This is a genomic window from Flavobacterium pedocola (genome assembly GCF_053764385.1).
The window spans coordinates 260,504-281,353 of sequence record NZ_JBSNCR010000003.1 but is presented as its reverse complement, the minus strand read 5'-3'; the positions used below and the strand labels follow the sequence as shown (position 1 = coordinate 281,353).

Here is a 20,850-nt window from a genome sequence, read left to right as displayed (position 1 = left end):
GTTACGAAATTGTTAAGCAAAAGTTTCTTTTGTGTAAAATATAATTGTAAATTCGTTTTTATAATTGCTAACCTATTAAAACACAAGCGCTATGAAAAAGAACTTAATTGCAGGATTGTTACTGTTTTCAGGAGTATTATTTGCACAAAATATCGAACCTAAATATGAGATTGTCGGAAAGACGGTGAAAGCTACCTATTATTACGATAACGGTCAGGTGAAACAGGAAGGGTTTTATAAAGATGGCAAATTGCACGGAAGTTGGGTTGCTTTTAACGAAGACGGATCGAAACAATCCATTGGAGAATATACCGACGGAATGAAAACCGGAAAATGGTTTTTCTGGAATAACAATAATTTAGCAGAAGTTGATTATACGAAAAGTAAAATCTCCGATGTTAAAAAATGGTCTAAAGACGGGTTGGCACACAGAAATTAATCACGGTCTGTAAAGCAGAAAAGATTAAATCTGTTTGTAGGATTAAAACACCACCGTTTTTAAAGAGGAATGGCTGTTACAGAGTAGTGACAGCCATTCTTGTTTTTTAGAAGAGAAATGTTTTAATAGTATAAGCTGAAATATTCCCAATCTGTAGCAGTATAGCAGCTTTGACCGTTTTCCATACGCCCCTGATTTATAAAACGCCACATATAACATTTGCGCTGAAAAGGAACATGATTGATATTAAGGCTGGTAGTGGTAAATATATTTACTGGGAATGTGATTACCGAGAGTGAGGTTCCGGATCCCTGACCATCAAGTCCGCAATAATCCAAGGGCTGAATTTCGATAGACGAAGAGGTATTGGAACTATAGACAGCATTGCTTATATCCCATGTAATAACTGAAGTGTTGGCAATTGTAGGATGTTGTGAGGCAGTCACTGTAAAATCAAAAAGACAAGTAGGTTTTGTGCCTCCTCCTTTCAGTGTTGCATTTTGTTTTTCCGCATTTTTTACTGCAGACTGGTTTTCATAAGAATCAGAATTGCATCCGGTTAGACCAATTAAAGCGATTAAATAAATAAGTTTTTTCATGAAAATGATTTTTAGTTTAATTCAAAAATATAAAAAAACCGCTACAAAACAGCAGCGGCCTTTTCACAAATTAAATTAACTAATCATTACATTTTATGGGTTGGGGTGAAACCGTCTTCACTGATTTCATTCGCCACATATTCTTCTGTCATTAAAGCCGCATAATCTTTGGTTTCCCCTTTGGTGAATTTATGTACGATTCTGTCCATCACATCATAAATAACCGGTACTACGACAAGAGTAAGGAACAAGGAAGAAATCAATCCTCCGATGATTACCCAAGCCAAGCCATTTTTCCATTCTGCACCCGCTCCGGAAGCTAAGGCAATCGGTAACATACCAAACACCATCGCGATTGTGGTCATCAGGATAGGGCGTAAACGAGCGTGGTTCGCCTGAATCAATGCCGTATGCACCGTTTCACCAGCCGCTCTACGTTGATTGGTAAAGTCTACTAACATAATCGCGTTCTTACACACCAATCCGATCAACATGATAATACCTAATATGGTAAAGATGTTCAGGGAATTGTTCGTCAATCCAAGGATCAGCATGGCTCCGATAAGCGATAACGGTACCGAAAACAATACCACAAACGGGTGAACATAACTGTCATATAAAGCAACCATCACTAAGTATACCAATACAATCGCCGCTAATAATGCAAATCCTAAAGTACCGAAACCTTCCGTCTGGTTTTCCATATCCCCGCCCCAAACGTAGTTGACACCGGTTGGTTTGTGAATTTTTTCAAATTTCGCCTGCCAGTCTGCTGCCACACTACCTCCGGGACGTCCCACGGTTTGTGCTTTGATCGTTACGGACGCCGTTCTGTCACGACGCTCCAATTGGCTCGGTCCTGAACCTTCTTTCACTTCTGCGAACTGGGATAATTTGATTTGTTGCCCCACAGCGTTGGTAAAGGTCAGGTTGTTTACATCGTCAATATTTTTACGGTTGAAATCGTTGTATTTTAAGTTGATGTCGTATTCGTATTCTCCATCACGGAATTTGCTGTCTGTATTTCCGCTGAAGCCGGTCTGCATGGTCATTCCCACCGTTTGAAGGTTCAAGCCAAGTGCCGCCATTTTATCACGGTCTACTTTTACGTTGATTTCCGGGTTTCCGGTTTCTACCGATAAACGTATTTCAGAGGCTCCGGCAATGGTGTACAATTCTTTTTCGGCTGCTTTGGCAAATACCATTGCGCTGTCTAAACTGGTTCCGGTTACCACTAAGGCCAACGGAGCTTCTTCCGCAGTACCCATGATACTCATACCAACCGTTCTGATTTTAGCGCCCACCAATTCTTTTTGTAACATACGTTTGATTTTGGCCGCATATACATAAGAATCGTCTTCACGCTCGTCCTGATCCACCATTTTTACACGGATTTCCGATTTGTAAGCGGTAGCCTGTGTTCCGGAAAATCCTTCAGAGGTTTGTCCTACTGTAGTGATCAGACTGGTTACATCTTCCTGTTTTTTAAGGAAAGCTTCTGCTTTTTGGGTCATGAAGTTGGTTTGTTCCAGAGAAGCGTCTTTCGGCATTTCAATCTGCACTAAAAATTCTCCGGCATCGGAACGGGCAAAGAATTCCCCTCCAACATAACCGCCGCCCATCATTATCATAGGCGTTGCAAAAAACAATATGGTAATTCCAACGATAATTCCAACTTTTCTGAAAGTAGTTGCTAACGACCATTCCAACAATCCGCTGATAAAATTCGTGAAACGGGTCAATCCGGCCTCGAAAGCCAAAATGATTCTTCCGAACAGGTTTTTTCCTTCAATGTGCTCCAGTTTTCCGAAACGGGAAGACAACCAAGGCACGATGGTAAAGGAGGACACTAGGGACAAAAGGGTGGAAATTACTACGGTCACACAGAACTGGGTAATAATGTTGGACACCAACCCGGTACTCATCGCAATCGGAAGGAATACCACCACGATTACCAAGGTGATCGACGTTACGGTACCACCGATTTCAGCTGTTGCATCGTAGGCGGCACGGACACGGTTTTTACCCATTTCCATGTGCCTGTAGATGTTCTCGAGGACCACAATCGCGTCATCCACCAGGATACCTACCACTAATGAAAGGCCTAATAAGCTCATTAAGTTTAAGGTATAGCCCATCAGTACGAATCCGATGAAGGTGGCAATCAACGACGCCGGAATGGAAACCATTACGATTAACGAGTTACGCACACTGTGTAAGAAGAACAACATTACCAAAGCCACCAATAATACGGCTAAGATCAAATCGTGGATTACGGAATCCGCAGCCTGTAAGGTAAATACCGAACTGTCGTTGGCGATATTCAGTTCCAAATGGTCTTTCGCATAATCTTTTTTCAACTGCTCCAACAATACTTGAACGTGCTCACTTACCTCTACGGCATTGGCATCGGATTGTTTGATAATCTGAAGGATGATTGCGTTTTTCTGGTCTACACGGGCAATTTTTTCCGCGGTTTTTTGAGCATCCTGCACATCGGCGACATCGCCTAAACGTACCTGGGATCCATTGGCACTGGCGATTACCAGATTGCGCAATTCTTCTACCGTTTTATATTTTCCGGCTAAACGGATTAAGATTTTCTGTTCGCGCGTTTGAATGTTTCCCGTTGGGAAGTCAAGGTTAGAGGCCAAAACAGCCTGTTGCACCTGCGGAACGGATAATCCGAAACCTTTCATTTTGTCGGCATCCATGTTCACCTGGATTTCTCTTTCCGAGCCTCCTACAAGGTTGATCTGTGCCACACCGTTTACACGGGACAAAATCGGTTTGATTTTTTTATCGATTAAGTCGAAAAATTCAGCCTCTTCCATTTTAGCGTTTGCCCCGATGGTCATGATCGGTAAGTCGCTCAAGGAGAATTTACTTAAAGACGGTTGTTTTACATCATCGGGTAAATCCCCTAAAACGGCATTTACTTTTCGTTGAGCGTCGTTTAAGGCCACATCGGCATCGGCATCACTGGTAAGCTGTACCGCAATGGTCGATAAACTTTCATAGGATTTGGATTCGATTTTTTTGATGTTTTCCATCGAGGAAATCGCATCCTCAATTTTTTTGGTCACGGTATTTTCCACCTCACCTGGGGAAGCACCGGGATATACAGTAGCGATACTGATTACGTTCTGTTCGAATTTCGGGATCAATTCGTAGCCTAAAAGACTGTAACTGAACAAACCTCCAAGGGTAAGGATCGTAAAGAGTACGACTACCAGCGACGGACGTTTAATGGATATTTCTGCTATTTTCATATGTGTCTTATTCTTTGAGAGCCAAGAGTCAAGAGCCAAGAGTAACTTTTGTAGGCAGTTTAACTCTTGTTTCTTGCTTCTTGTTTCTAAATTATTTTAATACCGTCACTTTGGTTCCGTCAGTCAGGTTGATCTGTCCGCTGGTGATGATGATTTCCCCGTTGGACAATCCTCCTAAGATTTCAACCTGCTCTCCGAAGATTCTTCCGGCGGTTACTTTTTTCAGTTTTGCACTGCCGTCTTTTTCCAGTACGAAAATTTCATTGGCGCTCACACTTCCTACGAAAGCCGTTCTCGGTACAATCATAAGCGGTGTTTTGTCGGTTGTGGTCGGAACGAAATTCGCGGTACCGTACATTCCGGCTTTCAAATCTCCGGATGGGTTGTTGGCGATTTCAATTTCCACGGCGAAGTTTAAACTGGCATCGGCTTTCGGAGCAATAAAAGTGATTTTTCCGTTGAAAGTTTTATCAGGGAAAACCGTTGCTGTTACGTTAACCGGACTGCCCACTTTTAAGCTGCTCACCTGGTTTTCGTTAACCGTTACTTTTAATTTCAGTTTGGAAACGTCTACGATTTCGAACATTTGTGTGGGTGGCATACCGCTTAGGATGGTTCCCACTTCAATGTATTTTTTGTTGATGATCCCGCTGAAAGGCGCTTTGATTCTTGTGTCGCCCACATTGATGTTGGCTTGTGTAAGTCTTGATTTGGCATTGATCATGTAGATTCTTGCCTGATCCAACTGCTGTTTGGTAACGCCGCCGGTTTTGTAAGCGCTTTCAAATCGGTTGTAATCGCTTAAGGCGTTCTGATAATTGGCGTTAGCGGTTTGGGCTTCTACGTTGATGACATCGCCACGAACCACAGCAAGGGTTTGTCCTTTGCTTACACGGTCGCCTTCTTTTACCAGTACACTGATTACTTTACCTGATTTTTCAGCTGCGAAATTCAATTCCTGAGCCGGGGCAAACGTACCGTTGGCTACGAAATCCTGGTTTACGGCTTCGGTTTTTACGGTATCGATTTTTACCACAACACTAGCGTTGTTTTCAGCCACTACGGCTGTTTTGGCTTCGTTGCTGGCTTTGTTTTTGCTTAATATGAATCCTATTAATCCTAGTGAGGCCAATACGATTACTCCGGTGATTATTTTCTTATTCATGGGTGATTAGTTTATTAGATTTTTTAAAGCTCCTTTCGATTTGATGATTTGTATTTCTGCCAGTTTGTATTCCAATTGTGCAGTAGTGTAATTGTTCTGGGCTTCCGATAAGGCGTTTTCAGCGTCTAAAAGTTCGGTTAACGAAGCCAGACCGTTGATGTAATTGTTTTTGGTGTTTTCCAAAACGGTTTTCGCTAAATCTGCGTTTTCTTTTTGGGTTTTGATGTTGATGATGCTGTTGTTCATCTGGGTTTTGGCATTTTCAAAACTGTAATTCAAAGCCAGTTCGGTGTCCTTGATGTCTTCTTCAATTTTCTTAAGGCTTACTTCTGCCTGACGAACTCTGGAACGTGTGCCGAAACCTGTGAAAACCGGAATTCTTAAGTTTAGGGAAACCGAAGCGAAATCACTCCAGAAAACCTTGTCTTCCGAAAAAGTGGCGCCCCAAGGGAATTTGTCTCCAAAGCCCTGATAACCGAAGTTGCCGCTTAAATACAGGTTAGGGTAATATTCCGCCTGATAAGCTTTCTTCTGGAAGGTAAGCAACTGCTCCTGTTTTTTCAGTAAAGCCATTTCGGTTCTGTTACTTGTATCGGCTTTGTCCGTGAAGGCTTCAGCAGTTACTTCTATAACATTGGCCGGTAATTTGATCTGCTGATCCATCGGCATACCGATTAAAAATTTCAAAGTGTTTTTTTGAAGTTCCACCGCATTCTGCAATTGCTGACGGGTTGCCTCAATGTTGCTGACTTTCACTGAAATACGATCCAAATCGACTTTTTTGGCCAAACCGTTATCAAACTGTCCTTTGATGATGTCGCGGACTTTTTTGGTGCTGGCTAAGTTGTTTTCCACGATGGCCAGTTTTTGCTCGTAAACATAAACCTGATAATAACTCGAAGAGACTTTTTCGATAACCTGCTCTTCGGTTAACTGTTGGTTGATACTGTAAAATTCACGGGTGCTTTTTGCGGCACGTAAACCTGTAAAAACAGATTGGTTGAAAAGGTTTTGGGTTACGTTTACCGAGGCGATGCTGCTCCATTTCTGTCCCAATTCCACTACCATGGTTTCATCCCCAATGGTAAAAGCGGTTTGCTGGATGATGGGGTTGTTGGTAATTCCTCCGTTAAGCGTAACCTGTGGTAAGGCCATGGCGCGTACTTCAGCGATCTGATGGTTACTGTTCTCTACGTTTAGTTTTGCTTTTTTGGCTTCGGCTTTATTTTCAAGCGCATAGGTAAGTGCGTCTTTTAACGTAAGTTCTTTGACGTCCTGTGCCTGTGCTGAAAAGGCTAAGGCTATCAGTGTTGTGATGAATATGTTTCTCATGTTATAGATTGGGATTTTGTAAGTGTATTTCAAGTTCTTCTATTCCTTTCGGCGTAGCAAGTGCGCGGGTGTGGTATTCCAATGCTTTAAGTTCCAGTTCCTGTGCTTCTCTTTCCGACATGGTGTTTTCGTTGATGCTGAAGATCAGGGTGTAGTAAAACTCAACGGCGGTTTTGATATCGAGATCTGCACGGTATAAACCTTCGCGAATTCCTTTTTCAATATTCTTTCTGAAATTGTCGCTGCAGAATTCGATGCTTTTTTCGTGAATTTTGACAAAAATCGACGGGTAATGTTTTTTCAACTGATACACTGGGGAGGTGTCATACGATTTAAACATCTCTTTGAACATTTTCTGGATTTCAAAATTTTCTTCAATGGCGTTGAAACCTTTTTCGGTGATGATGTTGATTTTCTCGTTAACATCGTTATGGATTCTTTCAGTAGTTTCCTCCACTAAAATTTCTTTGTTGCAGAAATATTTGTAGATGGTTTTTTTGGAGATACACATTTCTCCGGCAATGTCGTCCATAGTCACGCTTTTAAAACCCAGTTTTAAAAACATTTCTCTGGCTTTGGACGTGATTTTCTCTTTCATAGTCTGTAAAATTATTTAGAAGCGTTTGCTGATCAAACCGTTTTTGAGTTCAAAAAATTCAGAATTGTGATGCAAATTTATCACGGAAACTTTTAACACAAAAATAGTTTCCTTAGTTTTCACATTTATTTAACATTGAGGTTAAGTGTTGTAAACATTGGGTTTAAAAAGGGTTTTGCTTTGTATAGTTCCATTAATTGGTAAACTCCCACCATTTTGGAAAATTCTGATTGGCTTTCAGGTACGTGATTTCTCCAATTCTTGGGGTTACCAGTTGAATGTCAGTCTCTTGGCTTAATTGCGAAATGCGTTTTAACGGTTCGTCCCATTCATGGTTGGCTAAGGCAAATTTTGCCGAATGCACCGGGAATAACTTCGTAGCTTTCAATTCCTGTGTGGCTTTGATCACTTCCTCGGGCATCATGTGGATGTGTTTCCAGCTTTTGTCATACTGCCCATTTTCCAAAATAACCAAATCGAAAGGGCCAAGTTCGGTTCCTGCTTTAGCGAAATGACTATCGTAACCGCTGTCACCACCAATAAATACATTCATGGAAGGTGTTTTCAGGGCGAAAGACAACCACAACGACTGATTGCGTTTTAAACCGCGGCCGGAAAAATGGCGTGCCGAAACTGTAGTCACTGTGAAGCCTTCTTCTAAAGCAAACGTCTCGTGCCAGTCTTTTTCAATGATTTGTTCCGAAGTGAAGCCCCAGCGTTCCAAATGCGCTCCGGTACCTAAACCACAGATTACTTTTTTAATTTTAGGCTGAAGTTGGCTAACCGTTTTATAATCAAGATGATCCCAGTGATCGTGAGTGATGAACAAGTAATCGATAGCCGGAAGGTCTTCAACGGTATACTGGTTGGTTCCTTTAAAGGCTTTGGTAGTAAACGAAACCGGGGAAGCGTTCGGGCTCAAAACCGGATCGACCAGGAATTTTTTCCCGTCCAATTGCATGAAATACGAAGAATGGCCAAACCAGATCATGGTATCTTTTTGAGGATCCAGTGTATGAAGGTTGGTTTTGATCACCGGGATTTCCTCCGTGGGCTGCTTGCGTTCTTTTTTAGCAAACATAAATTCTTTCATCACGGAATAAAACGTAGCATCCTCCGTAAGACTGGGTGTCGGGCTTAGGTTCTGAAAAGCGCCGTTTCGGTAGTTAGGCGATGCTTTTATGGTTTCCAGACGAACGCCTTTTGGAGCCGTTCCGAAAGCTTTAGTGTTTAAAAACCAAACGGTTAGTAAGGTGATGAATAATAAGGTTATGAAGAATAAAGTCATTTTAGTTGCTGTTAAATTACAGGGCAAATGTAATCAGGAAACTTTGGATACTAAAAAAGTTTCCAAGTTTTTATAAAAAAATTAACATTTGAAAAACTGTTTAATTTGAAGTACTTTAGCGGAAAATTTGTTGTATGCATTCCATTTCGCAGTATCAGGCCTTTATTACCGAGCATTTTTCCGCCATTTCCATCGAACGTGAACCTAAAAATTTATACGAGCCCATTCAGTACATTTTGTCGTTGGGCGGCAAGCGTATTCGTCCCGTTTTAACGTTAATGGCTTCGGAAGTTTTTAATTCTGAGTACAAAAAAGCATTGGCAGCAGCAACAGCCGTGGAAGTGTTCCACAATTTTTCTCTGATTCATGACGACATCATGGACGATGCGCCTTTGCGTCGCGGGCATGAAACGGTGCATGAGAAATGGGATATCAATACCGGGATTTTATCGGGCGATGCCATGCTGATTTTGGCGTACCAATACTTCGAACAATACGAACCGGCGGTTTTCAGGGATTTGGCAAAACTCTTCAGTAAAACGGCCCTGGAAGTTTGCGAAGGCCAGCAATGGGATGTGGATTTTGAAAACCGCGATGATGTTACCATACCGGAATACCTGAAAATGATCGAATACAAAACCGCAGTTTTAGTGGGTGCTGCCATGAAAATGGGCGCCATCGTAGCGGAAACTTCGGAAGAAAACGCGAACCTGATTTACGATTTCGGTCTGAACCTTGGGATTGCGTTCCAATTGCAGGACGATTATCTGGATGCGTTTGGCGATCCGCTGACGTTCGGAAAACAGGTGGGGGGCGACATCATTGAAAACAAAAAAACGTATCTTTATCTTAAGGCGATTGAATTTGCCAATCCCGACGGAAAAGAACAGTTGAAACAGTTGTTTTCGATTCAGCCGAGCGATAACACCGATAAAATTGAAAAGGTAAAAACGCTTTTCAACCAGACGGGCGCAAGTGAGGCCACGCAGGAAGCGATCAAAGACTATACCTTCAAAGCTTTTGAAATGCTTGACAAAATGCAGATCGAAGCCAATAAAAAAGACGTTTTAAGAACTTTCGGGGAAAACCTGATGGGCCGAAAAGTATAAGCTATATGTATGTAACTCCTTTAAATACCGATCTTTTACTTTCTGAAGCCCAGAAAGAGGAGTTGTATGTAAAATTGGTGGAACAGATCAACAAGGATTTTACCTTTGCCAACGAGAGCATGGATTTTCCCACCGATGTTTCACCTATTGATCTGAAATTGCAGCTCCATGAAAAAGTCTATCGTCTGATCCAGTACAAATTTGCCGAATACCTCAATTTGCTCTACATCATCGATGTTTCGGAAGAACAGGTGAAAAAACTCGACGGTTCCGATTTAGTCGATTTATCCGAACAGGTTACTTTCCTTATTTTAAAACGCGAATGGCAGAAAGTGTGGTTCCGTAACCGCCTTTAAAATTCAGTTTCTTTTTGTATTTCGGGCTGTTTTTCTTTAGAAATAAACGCGTACAAAAGGCATCCAGGCCTGACTGTAAACATAATTCTTTTCGCTGTACAGCACATTGAATCGCACGCCAACCGTTACATTGTTGGTCTGATAACCGGCTCCTAAAAACAAAGCAGTGTTCCAGAATTCATCCTTAATGTCCGGATCGAAGGTGGTGTAAGTATTGTTCACCCGAAGTTGTTCGAGTTCGGCAGAAAGCTGTACTTCCGGGACAGGGTTGAAGATTTGTAATAGACTGACCCCGTATATGTTGGAATTAAAATATTCTTTGTCGCGTGCATAGCTGTATTGTAAACCTACACCGGTCGCGTAGTAGTCATTTACCTGGTAAATCGCTATCGGGGAAACCATAATGTTGGAATAACGGTTGCTCACACTTAAGCCAAAACCACCACCGAAACGAACGTTCTCCCAAAAATCTTTTTTTTGAGGTGTTTCGTCACTATCCTGTGCTTTTATCGTACTGGTAGCTGTTAAAAAAAGAAAGGTAGCGAGAAAGAATGTTAAAAATTTACTGATGTTTGTTTTCAAGTTCATCATTAAGAAGAATTTATGATATAAAAGTATGAAAAACATTAGAAGATTATTATAAAGTATTGTACTTTTGCGGAAAATTTTTTAACCCAAAATCGTCATTCGACCGTATTATGGATAGGTTTTCCTTTTTAAACGCAGCACACACGGCATTTTTTGCCGATTTATACGATCAATATTTACAAAATCCGGATAGCGTAGAGCCAAGTTGGAGGAGTTTTTTCCAGGGGTTTGATTTCGCCAATGAATTTGGTGAAGGCCCTGTGGAACAGCTTACACACATGTCCAACGGGCAAATGAAGGTTTCCGGAGATTCCGAAAAATTACAGAAAGAATTCAACGTTTTGAAACTGATCGACGGTTACAGAACCCGCGGTCACCTGTTTACCAAAACCAACCCGGTTCGTGACAGAAGAACATATGCCCCGGATTTGGCTATCGAAAACTTCGGTTTGTCAGCGGCGGATTTAAATACGGTTTTTGATGCCGCGCGCATTGTAAACTTAAACCCTTGTTCACTTCAGGACATCCTGAACCACCTGAACAAAGTATATTGCGAGTCTATCGGGGTGGAGTACATGTACATCCGTGAACCGAAAGTAGTGGAATGGATCCAACGCCGTTTAGATATCAACGATAACCTGCCGAATTTCAATGCAGACCAGAAGAAAAGAATCCTTGCTAAATTAAACGAAGCAGTTTCTTTCGAGAACTTCCTTCATACTAAATATGTTGGACAGAAACGTTTCTCTCTGGAAGGAATAGAGTCTGCCATCCCTGCTTTAGATGCTTTAATCGAAGCAGCAGCCGATAAAGGCGTGGAGCAGTTCGTAATGGGTATGGCACACCGTGGCCGTTTGAACGTATTGGCGAATGTTTTCGGAAAACCGACGCAGGACATCTTCTCTGAATTTGACGGAAAAGATTACGACGATGACGCACTGTTCGACGGAGACGTAAAATACCACTTAGGGTTAACCGCAGACCGTACTACTCAAAACGGTAAAAAAATCAACATCAATTTAGCGCCGAACCCTTCGCACCTTGAAACGGTTGGAGCTGTAATTGAAGGAATCACAAGAGCAAAACAAGACAAATATTACGCTGAGAACCCATCCAAAGTATTACCAATTGCTGTTCACGGAGACGCTGCCGTAGCCGGACAGGGAATTGTGTACGAAATCATCCAGATGGCGAAGCTTGACGGATACAAAACCAGCGGAACCATTCACATCGTATTGAACAACCAGGTTGGATTTACCACGAATTATCTTGATGCACGTTCCTCAACGTATTGTACGGATATCGCGAAAGTAACCTTATCGCCGGTACTTCACGTAAATGCAGACGATGCGGAAGCTGTGGTACACGCGATGTTGTTCGCTTTGGAATACCGCATGGAATTCGGAAGTGATGTGTTCATCGATTTGTTAGGATACAGAAAATACGGGCACAACGAAGGAGATGAGCCTCGTTTCACCCAGCCAAAATTATACAAAGCCATTTCCAAGCATCAAAATGCAAGAGACCTTTATGCAGATGCATTAAAAGCAGAGGGAACTATTGATGGTACTTATGTTACTTCTTTGGAAGCGGAGTACAAAACCAGATTGGAAGAGAGCCTTGAAGCTTCCCGTAAAAAAGATTTGACGGTAATCACCCCGTTCATGCAGGACGAGTGGAAAGGATTTGAGCAGGTACAGGCAGATGTGATGCTTCAGAAGTTCGAAACTAAAGTAGACAAGAAAGTATTGACCGATGTGGCGAAAACCGTAACGGAACTGCCATCGGATAAAAAATTCATCAGCAAAATCACCAAACTGATTTCCGACCGAAAAACCATGTTCTTCGAAACGGACAAATTGGATTGGGCGATGGGCGAGATGTTAGCTTACGGTTCCTTATTGACGGAAGGGTACGATGTTCGTATTTCCGGACAGGACGTAGAGCGCGGAACCTTCTCACACCGTCACGCGGTAGTGAAAGTAGAAGATTCCGAAGAAGAAGTAATCTTATTAAACCACATCCCGAACAAAAAAGGAAACTTCTCGGTGTACAATTCGCACCTTTCCGAGTACGGGGTTTTAGGTTTTGAATACGGATATGCCTTAGCAAATCCGAATGCCTTAACCATTTGGGAAGCACAGTTTGGAGACTTCGGAAACGGAGCGCAGATCATGATCGACCAGTACATTTCCGCAGCAGAAGATAAATGGAACAACCAGAACGGCTTGGTGATGTTGTTGCCACACGGGTATGAAAACCAGGGAGCAGAACACTCATCAGCACGTATGGAGCGTTTCCTTCAGTTGTGTGCGAACCACAATATGTATGTAGCGGATTGTACCACGCCGGCAAACTTCTTCCATTTGTTAAGAAGACAGTTGGTGACCAAATTCCGTAAACCGCTTGTGGTATTTACACCGAAGAGTTTGTTGCGTCACCCGGAAGCAGTTTCTTCTGTGGAGGAATTCGCGAACGGACAGTTCCAGGAAGTGATCGACGATGCAAACGTAAATAAAGCCGATGTTAAAACGTTGGTGTTCTGTACCGGTAAATTCTACTACGACTTAAAAGCGGAAAGAGAAGCAAACGGCAGAACCGATGTAGCCTTGGTACGTTTGGAGCAATTGTTCCCGTTACCGATCGAGCAGATGAAAGCCATCATCGCGCAATATCCGAACGCGGACGATTTCGTTTGGGCACAGGAAGAGCCAAGAAACATGGGAGCTTACGGCTATATGCTGATGAACTTCCACGAAGTGAAATTCAGAGTGGCTTCACCGAAAGCATACAGTGCGCCGGCAGCTGGAAGTTATGTACGTTCTAAGAAACGTCATGCCTCTGCCATTGCGATGGTTTTTGATAAAACCTTATTCCAATAAAAATTGTATTTTTGAGAATTCTATAAATAACAACACCTATAAAATTATATAAAAGATGATTTTAGAAATGAAAGTCCCTTCACCGGGAGAATCGATCAAAGAAGTAGAAATTGCTACTTGGTTAGTAAAAGACGGAGATTATGTAGAAAAAGATCAGGCAATTGCTGAGGTTGATTCTGATAAAGCTACTTTGGAGTTACCAGCGGAAATGAGCGGGGTTATCACCCTTAAAGCAGAAGAAGGTGACACGGTAGCAGTAGGTGCAGTAGTTTGTTTAATCGATACCGATGCCGCAAGACCGGAAGGTGGTGCAGCAGCAGTAGCGGAAAAAGTAGCTGAGGCTCCAAAAGCAGAAGCAGTAAAAGCAGCTCCGGCTCCGGCTGCTACAACATATGCCACCAGCGCACCGTCGCCGGCAGCAAGAAAAATATTAGACGAAAAAAGCATTCAGCCTTCCGATATCACAGGAACAGGAAAAGGCGGAAGAATCACTAAAGAAGACGCGGTAAACGCTACAGCTTCTATGGGAACGCCAACAGGTGGTTCAAGAGGTTCTGAAAGATCAAAATTATCGATGTTGCGTCGTAAAGTAGCAGAGCGTTTGGTAGCGGCGAAAAACGAAACGGCAATGTTGACGACATTCAACGAAGTAGACATGAGCGCGATTTACGCGATTCGTGACCAATATAAAGAAGAGTTCAAAGCGAAACACGGTTTAGGCTTAGGTTTCATGTCGTTCTTCACCAAAGCGGTAACCCGCGCGTTACAATTGTATCCGGACGTAAACTCCATGATCGACGGTCAGGAGAAAATCTCTTACGATTTCTGTGATATTTCGGTAGCGGTTTCAGGTCCTAAAGGCTTGATGGTACCGGTAGTGCGTAACGCAGAGAACTTAACGTTCAGAGGTGTGGAAGCGGAAATCAAACGTTTGGCTATCCGTGCCCGTGACGGTCAAATCACCGTTGACGAAATGACAGGCGGAACGTTCACCATTTCAAACGGTGGTGTTTTCGGTTCTATGTTGTCTACACCAATTATCAACCCTCCACAGTCTGGTATTCTTGGAATGCACAATGTGGTAGACAGAGCGATCGTTAAAAACGGTCAGATCGTTATCGCTCCGGTAATGTTCGTAGCCTTATCGTACGACCACAGAATCATCGACGGACGTGAGTCTGTAGGATTCTTAGTAGCGGTAAAAGAAGCGTTGGAAAACCCAATGGAAATCTTGATGGACAACAATCCTAAGAAGGCTTTGGAATTATAGTCATTGCGAGGTAACGAAGCAATCTCTTGATAAATAGAAAATCCCGTCTTTTAGGCGGGATTTTTTTATTGCTGCTATGAGCCGGTTTGGCTTTTCAGTTTTTTATATTCGCGGATTAACTCTTTGAGCTGTCGGTTTGAGGTAACGTCGATTTGTTTGTCCGACAGAAAATGTTTGAATCGGAATTGGCTTTTATAATTTTTTGAGATGATTTCCTGATCCACCACAAAGAGCTCATTCCTTAAATGTTGTTTTTCGTTTTCGAGACTTTCCAGGCTTTCAAATTTATCTTTTAAGTCCCTGCGAAAAGTAGTGGTATTGAAAGGAATAGAATTTAAAAGTTGCATTTGTTTTTTAGACTTGAAATCTAAACTGGCAATAATTTTAAGGGCAATTTCTTCAATCTCTTTCTTGGATAAGGTGTCCATTTTTGCAGGCAGAAAGGATTCCGGTTTGTATTTTTTCTTTGTCATATTTTCAGTTTAGGTTTTTTAAGCCGGCGCATAAGCTTTCGGGGCTTTCTGCCCGTGGCTTTTGTTGCTGCTTACGTTTACAAAGGTACCGAAAAGATAAGAAGAAAAAACCTTGCTTAGGAGAAGAAATGCGAACACAGGCATTAGAAAACCCAATGGAACTTTCAATGGACAATAATCCTAAGAAGGCTTTGGAGCTTTAATAGGTTTGGTTTGTAAATATTGAATCCCGCTTTTGGCGGGAATTTTTATTTTTTAAATCTAACATCATTTGTAATCTTGTTATAAAGATTCAAAGTAGCGGAATCTTTTTCTTTTAAAAGTTTTAATATCTGATCCTGCTCTGCCGGATCGTAGTTAAAACGTGTGTCGTGAATAACCCAATACCAGTCTTCTATAAATTTTGAATTATTTTGGAAGTCATATTCAATAATTGAACTTAATATCGCTTGTCTTGTAAATGAGCCATCAGTTGGTTTTGTTTTAAAGTCTTCTTTAAAAATACTCAACGCTTTTTTGTTGTCAATTTGTATCAATAAATCAGTGAGAAAATATTTGAAGGGCCAAGATACATGCTCGTTTTCCCAATAATAATAACAAGTTTTGAAAACCCTTTCTTTATCCGGATGCTTTAGCAATCGTTCATACTGGGAGGCTATGAGAAAACTAATCAGGTATTTATAATCTGATGTATCGTCTGTTTTATAGGTGTTGTTATAAAATTCGATTGATTTGGGATCCATAATAGCAAATAGTTCTTCCATGGTTAACCTTTCCGCAATCATTTTAAGAGCATTTATAGGTTTGTAAGAAACGTTCGTTTCTAAGTAATTGTATTCCTCTAGTTTTTTATGATAGGGGTATTTTAAACTGATTGGGTTTTTACTTTCGATTATATTAATTAAATCATCAACCGAGTCTGAACTCATTATTAAGTTATGAGTTGAACTTTCTCTGAAATAATATTTATTTGTTAAAGTTAAAATTTCTAGTAATTTTCTTGGCTCATTGAGTAAGGATTCATAATCTTCTAAGGACAAAGTTTTTAAAAATTTCCATTTCGCCAAATAATTAGTGTTACAATATTTTAAAAACGCTTCATAATCATTTGAAGTAGTAAACGTTTTATTATAAATAATCTCATAACATTTTAAAGCGAAATCCTTATAGGACGTTTTCTTAAAAACGTAATTGACGCCAATTAATTCATCGCTTTTCTTTAGCAACGATTTTTGATTATAAGTGTACTCATAAGAGGGGAAAGTAAAATAGTCAGTTGTATTTAAGTAGTAAGGTTGAATCAGTCTTGTGTTTTCATCTAAATCCGAGCCAAACTGTGATAAGTATAATAGTCCTAAATAAGAGGTTTGGTTTTTTTTCAAAACCATTTTTTTGGCAATATTTAATAATTTATTATCCCTAATGCTATCAATGCTGTATTGATAATAATTGGCATGATAAACCCAATATGGTAAAGAAGCTAGATAACCTGACCTGTTGCCTTTGCCTTTTTCGATTACTGTTGAGATTGCATTAAAATAATGTTCAGGTACTACCTTTTCAAAATCGACCAGTTCTAAATCACTATTAAGTTTGTCCCAAACTCCGGCTAATATAACATTTGTTACGTCTTCGGGATGGACATATTTTGTTCCAATGCTTTTTGCACATGATGTTAGAAGGTCACTGTCGCTGTAGTTTATTAAGTGGCTGTCGTGGATTATGTGGGCAAATTTTCTAACCTCAAATTTTGGACAATCCCGAAATAAATGTTTATCCTTCTCATGCATAATTTTAATTACTTCAGCTACTGCTTCTTGGCAGGTTTTAGGATAGGTGTTTTTTTGGGGAGTATTTTGTGCCAAAACGGTATTGGTAAAATATATTCCCAGAAAAAACAAAAACACTATATTTTTTTTCAGTCGGTTCATAAAATTACGTCTGGCATCTTGGCGTTATATAAGCAGTGTTTTTTAGTAATTATATAACTCGTTTAGCATTTTTATTTCTTCAAGCTCTTCATCAGTTATATTTATTTTTGCTTTAATTGGGTCAAAAATGGGGTTGGGATTTTTTGTGATAGCCAAATAAATACTTTTTGTTAAAGTCTCTTTTGTATAGTTGTCTTTTTCTTCCATCATTTTTTCAAACAAAGCAGTTGTCTCTTGTGTTGGGTACTTAGATAATGCTTTGCAGATATAAATCCAAGCAACAGTAGAGTCGTATATATTTTTCTTTTTTTGAATAGTGACACATTTTAAAACTGAATTGTAAAAAGAAACATCAGGAAATTTTTCCACAGCAGATAGAAAACTGCTTTGATAGCCTTTTTTATTGAAAAAAGAAGCTATTAGTTTGATGTCTTCAGGTTTTTGGTATGCTGCCAGTAAACTTAAAGCAACACCACTTTTCTCCTTTATGACTAATGATTTGATCGTTTGGTAATTTTCAGGAGAAGTTTTAAGTTCTGCAATGGCATTTAATCTTGATCCTAGCTTAATAGATTTATCACTAATTAATAGACTGTCAAGCCTTTTTTGTTGTACTTCATTTAGTTTGTAGTTACTTTTCCAAGCGTTCCCGGAAATTAAAAAAATCCAAAAGTCAGTGACATACACTTTTCCTACAACACATCCCCATCTTTCGCGGATAGTTGTAGTGTCTTTCAAATTTTCTAAGACAATTCTAAAACAATTTTCATTTGATTTTTCAGCCAGCGCATTGAATGCATAGTGCCTAACATTTCCATTGTTGTTTTGGCATAATGAAATTAATTTAGTGTCGTCAGCAATCTCTATTAGTTTATTGAATAGAGAATCTTTAATGAAATAATTGTTGCGCTCATTTCTCCCCCAAACAATAATGTCTTTTGCAGCTATTTTTTTGACAATTGCATCAATTTGATAAATGTTTTCCTGAACCTTCTTTTCTTGTGCATGAAGATTTAGAAATAAAAGACAAAAAATGAAAGTATATAGTTTCATTGAATTAATGATTGATGAAGTTTGTTATAAAGTTATATACAACGTTATATCGGCTTTACAAAGACACGGATTTTTATCACTGATGATTACAAATATACCGAAGATTTAAAAAGGAGAAAGTATAATAAGGGCAAAGCCTTTCCAATCCAGTCCCTTCCATTACGCACTGAAGCCCCACTAACTCAAAATCGTTGTTGCCAGTAGTGTTTTTTAGCGTTAATTTATCTTTCGTTATGGAATAAACATATTCTCTTTTTACATCTTTCATTGGCTTATCCTTATTGCCTGTTAAAACTGTGTAATAATAAAAAAAGCTTATTGTATCATTTTTATATTTTTCAATATTGTAGGGTCTGAATGCTGTTTTTGGATTTGGAATGTATTGTTTTTTTGAAAGTTTACTTTTATTGATATAATAAAATGAGCTTTTAGAAGTAAATACAATAATAGCTTCTTTACTGATTTGTGCTATGTAATAAATTGTTTTAAGAGTAATAATCTTTGATTCTTTTCCTTTTGACTTGTAAAAAAGAGTAAATGAATTATTTTGCAAATAATAGGATATACTGGTTGATTTGTCATCATCCAAATTAATTCTTTCAGTCAGACTGTTGCGGACATTTTTCGAACTGGGTGCGTTAACAATCTGACTTATACGTTTTCTGTCAACGGATTTGATTTCCCAATCGCAATAATTTTCTTTATAAACTACTGTTTTTTGATTCCTCTTAATATAGGGTAGGTTTTCAATAGCATATTCTACCAGTTTAAGTGTAATTTGAGGGTCAAAAGAAGTAGAGACTTGCCTGATTACTATTGCATTGTCTTTAAGAATGTCTTTTTCAGGCTCCCCATCTGCATAAACTTTTTTAATATGATCTTTTCCTTTGTCAAATGAAATGAAATATGCCGGTTGACATTGTCCCACGTAGTAATGGTCAAAGTCTAAAAAAATGGTTTGGGAGTAATTCAGTTTCCTGGAAAATTTTTCGACCAGTTTTCCTAACAGAAATACTTTGTTAAATTCCTCGTACGAATAACCGCTTTTTAACCTCACAATTACATTTGAATATTTTCTTACTGCTGTGAAATCCTCATGAGCGAAGACTTTTACAGAAGAGAAAAATAAAATAAAAATGATAACATTTCTTAACAGTCTCATCTTTGTAATATTACTGGAGTCTCATAAATATAAACAATAAACAAGTTTTCAGCAAATATTCCCCACAAACCTGATTGCGCGGATTTACGTCGTCAGTTTGGCTAAAGCCGTGGGTAGTTACCTGTTAACGCAGTAATGTTAGCGCGGATTTGCAATCCGTGCTGCCGAAAACAGGAGAAGCTTAAAAGCATGCTGGTTTAGCCAATGTTATAGCTGTTGTTTAGTTTTTTTGAATTTGATTGTGGGCACGGATTGCAAATCCGCGCTATCGTGGTTGCAAATCCGCGCTATCGGGGTTCTTACATTGCAGATTTAGCCAACCATTGTAAAACCGCTGTTAGAGGTTGGTATACTTTCTTAATTCGTGTTGAAATTCATCTTTTAAACTTTCAATTTTTTCTTTTGTCGTCCATATTGAACTCATTGCAGAAATTGTCGGATAAATTGTTCCGCCTTTATAAATTGATGCATCAGCATCAGCTTTTGCCGTTCTATATTTTTTCCATTCTACAATTGATTTATCAAAAAGTTTTTGATTTACAAATCCTTTATGATTTTCACCTCGCATTCCTTTAATTTTTGTTATTAACTCAGACAATTCATTTTCTATATACTCAAAGTCGTTAGCCGATTTAATATTCATTTCAATCTGGCTTTCAGGAGCATTAGGGTGAAGAAGCTGCCAAATGAAATCATTTACATGCTCTAGAAAAATTTTAGAATTTTTAAAGCATCTTATTATTTCATCCTTATCAACTTTGACACTAGTAGCAAACTCATGGCAAAAAATATGTCTTAATTCAAAAGTTTTTTTAATATCAGATATTATTTGATCTGAATTATTTCGAAATAATTCAGAATTTTTATTGGTATGTTCAGATATACTGTCACGCTTGAAATTTTTAAGTGTTTTAGTAAAATCAATTCCAGCTAAAGTTGAAAGATTTGAGTTTATATCATCATAGTTGTTACAGGGTAAAATGTGTGAAATGAATTCTCCAATTGTCACTGTTTTACTTTGAATAGCAAGAATTATATCAAAATCAAACTTCACATTTTTAGATTGATTGAATTGTAGCGCATTTTCATTAAAAGGTTTCCCAAAATCGATTAACTCTTTAATAACTGAACGAAAAAATGCTTCAAAACATGCTACAGTTGCTATAGGAATATATTTAAGTAGTTCACTGTGTAAAACTTCATCATTATTTAAAAATTGTGCAAAAGCAATTTCAATGTTATTGAGTCGTAGGTTTATGTCATGACGAGAATTAAATTCTGTCCTTGATTTTATGCCATTAATTTCATTGATTAAATTGCGTTTCATGTAAAT

At 39.4% G+C, this 20,850-nt stretch carries 17 protein-coding genes; 5 read left to right on the top strand and 12 right to left on the bottom strand.

Annotation, left to right across the window (positions count from 1 at the left end; genetic code table 11):
• Positions 1 to 91 precede the first annotated feature (91 nt).
• Positions 92 to 439: a toxin-antitoxin system YwqK family antitoxin gene (locus ACWPKD_RS08290; protein WP_455412214.1), complete on the top strand. Its 348-nt coding sequence runs from the start codon at positions 92 to 94 to the stop codon at positions 437 to 439.
• A 122-nt stretch (positions 440 to 561) separates the two neighbouring features.
• On the opposite strand, the gene ACWPKD_RS08285 is transcribed toward ACWPKD_RS08290, so the two are convergent.
• The 6 genes from ACWPKD_RS08285 to ACWPKD_RS08260 all read right to left on the bottom strand — a co-directional run bounded on the left by ACWPKD_RS08285 (position 562) and on the right by ACWPKD_RS08260 (position 8,693).
• Complete coding sequence (locus ACWPKD_RS08285) at positions 562 to 1,038, bottom strand: hypothetical protein (protein WP_455412213.1); 477 nt, start codon at positions 1,036 to 1,038, stop codon at positions 562 to 564.
• An 86-nt stretch (positions 1,039 to 1,124) separates the two neighbouring features.
• Positions 1,125 to 4,310, bottom strand: coding sequence for an efflux RND transporter permease subunit (locus tag ACWPKD_RS08280; protein ID WP_455412212.1), 3,186 nt, complete (start codon positions 4,308 to 4,310; stop codon positions 1,125 to 1,127).
• Positions 4,311 to 4,401: 91 nt separating this feature from the next.
• The gene (locus tag ACWPKD_RS08275) at positions 4,402 to 5,475 is read right to left on the bottom strand and encodes an efflux RND transporter periplasmic adaptor subunit (protein WP_455412211.1); all 1,074 of its coding nucleotides are present in this window, start codon (positions 5,473 to 5,475) and stop codon (positions 4,402 to 4,404) included.
• Between the two features lie 6 nt (positions 5,476 to 5,481).
• Entirely contained in the window at positions 5,482 to 6,807 is a 1,326-nt protein-coding gene (locus ACWPKD_RS08270; RefSeq protein WP_455412210.1) for a TolC family protein, read from the bottom strand.
• A 1-nt stretch (position 6,808) separates the two neighbouring features.
• Positions 6,809 to 7,405: a TetR/AcrR family transcriptional regulator gene (locus ACWPKD_RS08265; protein WP_455412209.1), complete on the bottom strand. Its 597-nt coding sequence runs from the start codon at positions 7,403 to 7,405 to the stop codon at positions 6,809 to 6,811.
• 193 nt (positions 7,406 to 7,598) lie between these two features.
• Complete coding sequence (locus tag ACWPKD_RS08260; protein ID WP_455412208.1) at positions 7,599 to 8,693, bottom strand: MBL fold metallo-hydrolase; 1,095 nt, start codon at positions 8,691 to 8,693, stop codon at positions 7,599 to 7,601.
• 134 nt (positions 8,694 to 8,827) lie between these two features.
• Here ACWPKD_RS08260 and ACWPKD_RS08255 point away from each other — a divergent pair, with 134 nt between their 5' ends.
• Positions 8,828 to 9,802, top strand: a complete 975-nt coding sequence (locus ACWPKD_RS08255) for a polyprenyl synthetase family protein (protein WP_455412207.1) — start codon at positions 8,828 to 8,830, stop codon at positions 9,800 to 9,802.
• Between the two features lie 5 nt (positions 9,803 to 9,807).
• Positions 9,808 to 10,158 carry a hypothetical protein gene (locus ACWPKD_RS08250; RefSeq protein ID WP_455412206.1) on the top strand — a complete coding sequence of 117 codons (351 nt, stop codon included), beginning with the start codon at positions 9,808 to 9,810 and terminating at the stop codon, positions 10,156 to 10,158.
• Positions 10,159 to 10,194: 36 nt separating this feature from the next.
• Here the strand turns inward: ACWPKD_RS08250 and ACWPKD_RS08245 are convergent, their stop codons facing one another.
• Positions 10,195 to 10,749 carry a hypothetical protein gene (locus ACWPKD_RS08245; RefSeq protein ID WP_455412205.1) on the bottom strand — a complete coding sequence of 185 codons (555 nt, stop codon included), beginning with the start codon at positions 10,747 to 10,749 and terminating at the stop codon, positions 10,195 to 10,197.
• A gap of 107 nt (positions 10,750 to 10,856) precedes the next feature.
• Here ACWPKD_RS08245 and ACWPKD_RS08240 point away from each other — a divergent pair, with 107 nt between their 5' ends.
• Together ACWPKD_RS08240 and odhB are read left to right on the top strand one after the other, a co-directional pair.
• A complete protein-coding gene (locus ACWPKD_RS08240; protein WP_455412204.1) occupies positions 10,857 to 13,628 on the top strand; it encodes a 2-oxoglutarate dehydrogenase E1 component in 2,772 nt (923 codons plus the stop codon).
• 55 nt (positions 13,629 to 13,683) lie between these two features.
• Positions 13,684 to 14,898: a 2-oxoglutarate dehydrogenase complex dihydrolipoyllysine-residue succinyltransferase gene (gene odhB / locus ACWPKD_RS08235; protein ID WP_455412203.1), complete on the top strand. Its 1,215-nt coding sequence runs from the start codon at positions 13,684 to 13,686 to the stop codon at positions 14,896 to 14,898.
• A gap of 74 nt (positions 14,899 to 14,972) precedes the next feature.
• Here odhB and ACWPKD_RS08230 read toward each other — a convergent pair whose 3' ends face one another.
• From ACWPKD_RS08230 to ACWPKD_RS08210, 5 genes are all read right to left on the bottom strand, one after another.
• On the bottom strand, positions 14,973 to 15,371 hold the full coding sequence (locus ACWPKD_RS08230; RefSeq protein ID WP_455412202.1) for a hypothetical protein: 399 nt from the start codon (positions 15,369 to 15,371) through the stop codon (positions 14,973 to 14,975).
• 248 nt (positions 15,372 to 15,619) lie between these two features.
• A complete protein-coding gene (locus ACWPKD_RS08225) occupies positions 15,620 to 17,302 on the bottom strand; it encodes a hypothetical protein (RefSeq protein ID WP_455412201.1) in 1,683 nt (560 codons plus the stop codon).
• A 42-nt stretch (positions 17,303 to 17,344) separates the two neighbouring features.
• Complete coding sequence (locus ACWPKD_RS08220; protein WP_455412200.1) at positions 17,345 to 18,355, bottom strand: hypothetical protein; 1,011 nt, start codon at positions 18,353 to 18,355, stop codon at positions 17,345 to 17,347.
• Positions 18,356 to 18,431: 76 nt separating this feature from the next.
• On the bottom strand, positions 18,432 to 19,517 hold the full coding sequence (locus tag ACWPKD_RS08215) for a hypothetical protein (protein WP_455412199.1): 1,086 nt from the start codon (positions 19,515 to 19,517) through the stop codon (positions 18,432 to 18,434).
• A gap of 337 nt (positions 19,518 to 19,854) precedes the next feature.
• Complete coding sequence (locus tag ACWPKD_RS08210) at positions 19,855 to 20,844, bottom strand: lysozyme inhibitor LprI family protein (protein ID WP_455412198.1); 990 nt, start codon at positions 20,842 to 20,844, stop codon at positions 19,855 to 19,857.
• Positions 20,845 to 20,850: the final 6 nt, after the last annotated feature.